Origin of the sequence: Bradyrhizobium sp. SUTN9-2, from assembly GCF_003122645.1 — a bacterium.
GTDB classification, from domain to species: Bacteria; Pseudomonadota; Alphaproteobacteria; order Rhizobiales; family Xanthobacteraceae; genus Bradyrhizobium; species Bradyrhizobium yuanmingense.
Window position 1 is genome coordinate 2577318 of sequence record NZ_LAXE01000001.1, and the last position, 2039, is coordinate 2579356.

1 protein-coding gene and 1 pseudogene are annotated in these 2039 nt (G+C 56.6%); both read left to right on the forward strand.

Translation table 11 applies throughout. The annotated features are described in order from the left end of the window. Positions 1–646: pseudogene (locus tag XF30_RS39260) on the forward strand (5-methyltetrahydropteroyltriglutamate--homocysteine S-methyltransferase); the annotation flags it as partial. A gap of 532 nt (positions 647–1178) precedes the next feature. Next, on the forward strand, positions 1179–1355 hold the full coding sequence (locus tag XF30_RS38455; RefSeq protein WP_192893106.1) for a hypothetical protein: 177 nt from the start codon (positions 1179–1181) through the stop codon (positions 1353–1355). Positions 1356–2039: the final 684 nt, after the last annotated feature.

The following is a 2039-nucleotide window of genomic DNA, read 5'->3' on the forward strand; positions in this document are numbered from 1 at the left end:
CAAGCCAATGAAGGCGATGCTGACCGGACCGGTGACGATTCTGAACTGGTCGTTTGTTCGCGATGATATTCCTAGAAGCGAGGTCTGCCGTCAGCTTGCACTTGCGATCCGCGACGAAGTCCGCGATCTCGAGAATGCCGGTGCAGCCATGATCCAGATCGACGAAGCTGCACTCCGCGAAGGATTGCCCTTGCGCCGATCGGAGTGGAAGGCATATCTCGATTGGGCCGGAGAGTGTTTCCGCATCTGCTCATCAGGCGTTACCGATCAGACGCAAATCCATACACATATGTGCTACTCCGAGTTTAACGACATCATCGGTGCGATCGCTGCAATGGATGCGGATGTCATTTCGATCGAGACGTCGCGATCGAAAATGGAACTACTGGGCGCATTCAGCAAGTACGAATATGCAAATCAAATCGGACCTGGCGTGTACGACATCCACTCTCCACGCGTTCCCGAGGTAAGCGAAATGAAGGAGCTGATGGTGCTGGCTCGGACGCGTTTGCAGGAATCGCAGCTCTGGGTCAATCCGGACTGCGGCCTAAAAACGCGCAAATGGGAGGAGGTGCGGCCTGCGATAACCAACATGGTCGCTGCCGCCCGCGAACTGCGCGCTGCATCGTCTCCGCAAAATCATTGATCCGGCGCTCGGATCTGTTCTGGACCAAGCTATTCGCTTGTGGTCAATACCGCGGTCCATAATCTCGCGGCAAGCCTTGGGGCAAACAGAAAGTGCTTGGCCCCAGTTAATGGTTGGACGGATGTGCACGCGGAGAAAACGACGCTGACGGTTCGCGATACTTGGCCAAAAGAGAATAGCCGACGGTTCATCAAGGCGAGAAGATTCGCCGAGAATATGGACTCATATCGATACGTTTATAGTAGCTCCTTATGCCGTGCTAAGCGATCGTTTGGTCTGAGAGACAAAATCTACACCGAGGTGTCGCTCATAAGAAGAGTGGAAACGGTTGCGACAACAATGAGAGGGGTGATGGCCGACGTCACCGCACGGGCCTTCTCATCGGTCCGCTCGGACATGTTTCCCCGGCAGGCGCTCTCATTCGATGAACTCTACATAGTGTCCGACGAGAGGACGCCGAAGCCAGTTCCTGCTTCAACTCACGCCAATCTATTGTGCAGGATCGCCGCCGCTATCCGAGCCAGATACGCCAATGAGTCGGCTGCACGGCGACGTGCTCTCCGGTATTCGCGTTGATCCATCCGCCGAACGCCCGGCGACAAGGAAAGACCACCCGGTGAATCGAATTGCCCTCGATCACGGCAATCTCCAGATCCTGATCGAAGGGCGGCATGATTTCGAGCCGCTCCCAGATCAAATCGCCATTTGATCCTGAACAAAGTTCATCGCTGCGAGCTGACAAATTCAGACAACCTTGTGAACATTACGAACATCGCTTGGCGTCCGCCCAGCAGGCTCTGCGCGATTCGACCGGACGGCGCGGTCTTGATGGCGTGAGCCGCGGCAGAGGGCTGTCGGTGGCATCGTTGGTCCGGAACACGGTCCGCTCGCGAACCGAAATATTTGGATTTTCGCCGGCGAATGGATCTGGGGCAGCTCAAGGCCTCGGCTGTTGCTATTTGTAACTGTTCTGCACGAACTAAACTGGTCTGCAGCTCCAGTAATCTGGCCCGTGGCGGGGTAAATGGCCCGGTTGTCTGTCATGTCACGTCCCTTGTTGGTGAGACATCTCCGTGTTCTGCGGCGTCATCCCTTGGAGTGCGGGCGACCGCAGCCGCGCGCTCGCACGTGCTCCAGCGAGAGCGCGAAGACGCCGGATTCGGTTGACACCAATAGGAGGGAGGTAGCGTCGCTCGAAGCCCATAATCGGGCCTGTCCGCAGGTCGATAAAGTAGACGCCATCGCAAGCGGCGCAACTAATCATGTGTAGGTCATTAACCCGCGGCTCGGCTGCGCCCGGATGGCCCGGATGGAGTGCTAAAAAGTGATTACTGGTGCTCGGACATGAGAGCATCATGGGCTCAAGTCGTTCCCGCCATGCGTCTGACCTTAC

Excerpts from the sequence above, each read along its gene's own strand:
- XF30_RS38455 (WP_192893106.1), top strand. The coding sequence starts at position 1,179 with ATGAGTCGGCTGCACGGCGACGTGCTCTCCGGTATTCGCGTTGATCCA.